Raw genomic sequence first — 2,775 nt, 5'->3', positions numbered from 1 at the left:
AGGCGTCTGCAACTATTGTCTTCGAGTGTAAGCGTCTAACGCAATCGCTTGGAAGGTCTGTCCCCATGCCTCTCGCGCTCCTGGCCCTGGCCATCGGGGCCTTCGGGATCGGCACCACCGAATTCGTGATCATGGGCGTGCTGCCCCAGGTCGCGGACGACTTCGGCGTCAGCATCCCCACCGCCGGCTGGCTGGTGTCCGGCTACGCGCTGGGCGTCGTCATAGGTGCCCCGCTGCTCACCGTGCTCGGCACCCGGGTGTCGCGCAAGAAGATGCTCATGTTCCTCATGGGCCTGTTCATCGTGGGCAACGCCCTGTCGGCCTTCGCCCCCGGTTTCGGCGTCATGCTCACCGGCAGGGTCATCGCCTCGCTCGCGCACGGCGCGTTCTTCGGCATCGGCTCCGTGGTCGCCGCCGACCTGGTCGCCCCCGAGAAGAAGGCCTCGGCCATCTCCCTGATGTTCATGGGCCTGACCGTGGCCAACATCGTCGGCGTCCCCGGCGGCACCTATATCGGACACGTCGCCGGCTGGCGCGTCACCTTCACCATCGTCGCCGCCCTCGGCATCATCGGGCTGCTCGGCCTCGCCAAGCTCGTCCCCGAACAGGGCAGGCCCGAGAACGGGAACGTTCGCACCGAATTCGCCGCCTTCAAGAACGTCCAGGTCTGGCTCGCCATGGCGATGACCGTCCTCGGCTACGGCGGTGTCTTCGCGGCGATCACCTACATCACGCCGATGATGACCCGGGTGGCCGGCTACCCCGAAGGCGCTGTCACCTGGCTGCTCGTCCTGTTCGGCATCGGCATGTTCCTCGGCAACCTGCTCGGCGGCAGGTTCGCCGACCGCGCCCTGATGCCGATGCTCTTCACCACCTTGGGGAGCCTGGCCGCTGTACTGCTGCTGTTCACCGCGACCGCCCACAACAAGGCGCTGGCGGCGATCACCCTCACCCTGATCGGCGCGCTCGGTTTCGCCACCGTGCCGCCGCTGCAGAAATGGGTCCTCGACCAGGCCTCGGCCGCCCCGACCCTGGCCTCGGCCGCCAACATCGGCGCCTTCAACCTCGGCAACGCGCTGGCCGCCTGGCTCGGCGGTGTAGTGATCTCGGCCGGACTCGGTTACACCTCGCCGAACTGGGTCGGCGCCCTGCTCTCCGGCACCGCCCTGCTGCTGTCCTTCCTCGCCGCTTTCCTCGACCGCCGCACACGCCGAACCTCCGGCAGGGTCGTGGCCGGCTCCCCGCGCACGCAGGCTGAACCGACCCCCGTCCCGATCGGCCACTGACCCCGGCACACCCGACCGGACCACCTCCGAAACCACCAGCGAAGTGAGCAACACACCATGAGCACCCCCACCCCCATCGCCCCTCTGACCACTCAGGACGCAGAGCTTTTGATCACCGCCGCCCGTCGCGCCGCGGCGGCGGCCGAAGTCACCGTCAGCGTCACCGTCCTCGACGCCGGCGGCCACCTCCTCGCCTTCCGCCGCGACGACCGCGCCGTGCTGATCTCCGGCGAGACCAGCACCCGAAAGGCGTACACCGCACTCCAGCTGAACGCCCCGACCGCCGACCTCGTCGACCTGGTCAAGCCCGACGGTCCGTTCCACAGCCTGCCCACCGCCCTCGACCGGCCGCTGCTCTTCATCGCCGGTGGCCTGCCCGTCCACCGCGACGGCCGCCTCATCGGCGCCATCGGCGTCGGCGGCGGCACCCCCGAGCAGGACCACGGCTTCGCCGCCACGGCACTCGACACCCTCGCCTGAGGACATCACAGCCCGCAGTGCCAGCCAACGCCCGGACACCGACAGGAATCGGCAGCGCCCGCACGACGGCAGTTCGAGACGCACTCCGGCCCAGGGCCGGAGGGGCCCGGTCGGTACCACCCATTACTACGCAAGGAACTCGCGCATGAACGCCTCCGTCCCCACCGTCACTCTCAACAACGGCGTCCAGATCCCCCAGCTCGGCTTCGGCGTCTTCCAGGTCCCCGACGCCGAGACGGCCGCAGCCGTCACGGCCGCCCTGGAGGCCGGCTACCGCTCCATCGACACCGCCGCGATCTACGGCAACGAATCCGGAGTCGGCAAGGCCCTCGCCGACTCCGGCATCGCCCGCGACGACCTGTTCATCACCACCAAGCTCTGGAACAGCGACCAGGGATACGACGCCACGCTCAAGGCCTTCGACGCCAGCCTGGACAAGCTGGGACTGGACTACGTCGACCTGTACCTGATCCACTGGCCGACCCCGGCCCGTGACCTGTACCGGGAGTCGTGGAAGGCCATCGAGAAGCTGGCCGCCGACGGACGGATCAGGGCCGCAGGCGTGTCCAACTTCCAGCCGGCGCACCTGCGGCGCCTCCTGGAAGGCACCGACCTGGTACCGGTCGTCAACCAGATCGAGCTGCACCCCGGCCTCCAGCAGCACGAGCTGCGCGCCCTGCATGCCGACCTCAACATCGCCACCGAGGCGTGGAGCCCGCTGGCGCAGGGCGCGGTCCTGGGCGACGACGCGATCACCACCATCGCCGCGCAGCACGGCAAGTCGCCGGCGCAGGTAGTCCTGCGCTGGCACCTGCAGCTGGGCAACATCGTCATCCCCAAGTCGGTCACCCCGGCCCGCATCCGCGAGAACCTCCATGTCTTCGACTTCACTCTGTCGGACGAGGAGATGGCCGCGATCGCCGCCCTCGACCGCGGTCTGCGCACCGGTCCCGACCCGGACACCCTCAACTAGCCACTCTTGGGCGGCCCGTGCGGGAGCGATCCACAC

At 69.3% G+C, this 2,775-nt stretch carries 3 protein-coding genes; all 3 read left to right on the top strand.

Annotated elements, in window-relative coordinates:
- The first annotated feature begins 65 nt into the window (after positions 1-65).
- Complete coding sequence (locus tag ABFY07_RS42540; RefSeq protein ID WP_346179592.1) at positions 66-1,286, top strand: MFS transporter; 1,221 nt, start codon at positions 66-68, stop codon at positions 1,284-1,286.
- Between the two features lie 57 nt (positions 1,287-1,343).
- Positions 1,344-1,766, top strand: coding sequence for a GlcG/HbpS family heme-binding protein (locus ABFY07_RS42535; RefSeq protein ID WP_346179591.1), 423 nt, complete (start codon positions 1,344-1,346; stop codon positions 1,764-1,766).
- Positions 1,767-1,911: 145 nt separating this feature from the next.
- Positions 1,912-2,739 carry an aldo/keto reductase gene (locus ABFY07_RS42530; RefSeq protein ID WP_346179590.1) on the top strand — a complete coding sequence of 276 codons (828 nt, stop codon included), beginning with the start codon at positions 1,912-1,914 and terminating at the stop codon, positions 2,737-2,739.
- The last annotated feature ends 36 nt before the right edge of the window (positions 2,740-2,775 follow it).

Source organism: Streptomyces sparsogenes subsp. cuspidosporus, from assembly GCF_039532705.1.
In the GTDB taxonomy this organism is placed as follows: domain Bacteria; phylum Actinomycetota; class Actinomycetes; order Streptomycetales; family Streptomycetaceae; genus Streptomyces; species Streptomyces sparsogenes.
The sequence above is the reverse complement of the archived record's forward strand: the minus strand, read 5'-3'. Positions and strand labels throughout refer to the sequence as shown.